This window comes from Streptomyces sp. AC627_RSS907, assembly GCF_019049165.1.
This window is the reverse complement of record NZ_JAGMUE010000593.1, coordinates 1-603: the sequence shown is the minus strand read 5'-3', so window position 1 is coordinate 603 and position 603 is coordinate 1. Positions and strand designations below refer to the sequence as shown.

The 603-nt window shown below is 78.1% G+C and carries 1 pseudogene; it reads left to right on the top strand.

Features of this window, described 5'->3' with window-relative positions:
- Positions 1-603: pseudogene (locus KUM32_RS37280) on the top strand (hypothetical protein); the annotation flags it as partial.

Sequence of the window (603 nt, the reverse complement as noted above, 5' to 3'; positions counted from 1 at the left end):
GGTCGAGGAGCACCGGGCCGCCCCCGCCGAGCGCCGCGCCGCACTGCCCAGCCCCGAGGCCGGCGGCCCGTTCACCCAGGCCGTCCTGACCTGCCTGCACCGGGGCGGGCGGGAGACCGTGCGGCTGGCCGAGGCGCTGGCCGTGCTGCGCGACGTGGGTTCGGTGGAGTGCGTCCGGCGGCTGCTCGGCATCAGCGCGGCGGCGGCGTCGCAGACCGTGCACGCGCTCAACGCCGCGGGCATCGCCGACGGTTGCGGGTTCAGGCACCCGTGCGTGCCGGCCGCCATCGTGCACGCCATGGAGCTGGAGGCGCGCGCCGCGCTGCACCGGGACGCGGCGCGGCTGCTGCACAGCATCGGCGCCCCCAGCCCCGCCGTGGCCGGCCACCTGCTGGCGGCCGGTGAGGCCGACGAACGCTGGGGGGTCGCGGCCCTGCGGGACGCGGCCGAGCAGGCCCTGGCCGACGACGACGTGGCGCAGGCCGTGGCCTGTCTGACCCTCGCCCACCAGGCGTGCGACGACGACCAGCGCACCAGCGCCATCAAGATCAGGCTCGCGGCGGTCACCTGGCGGGTCGACCCGTGCGCCGCCGAGGAGCACAC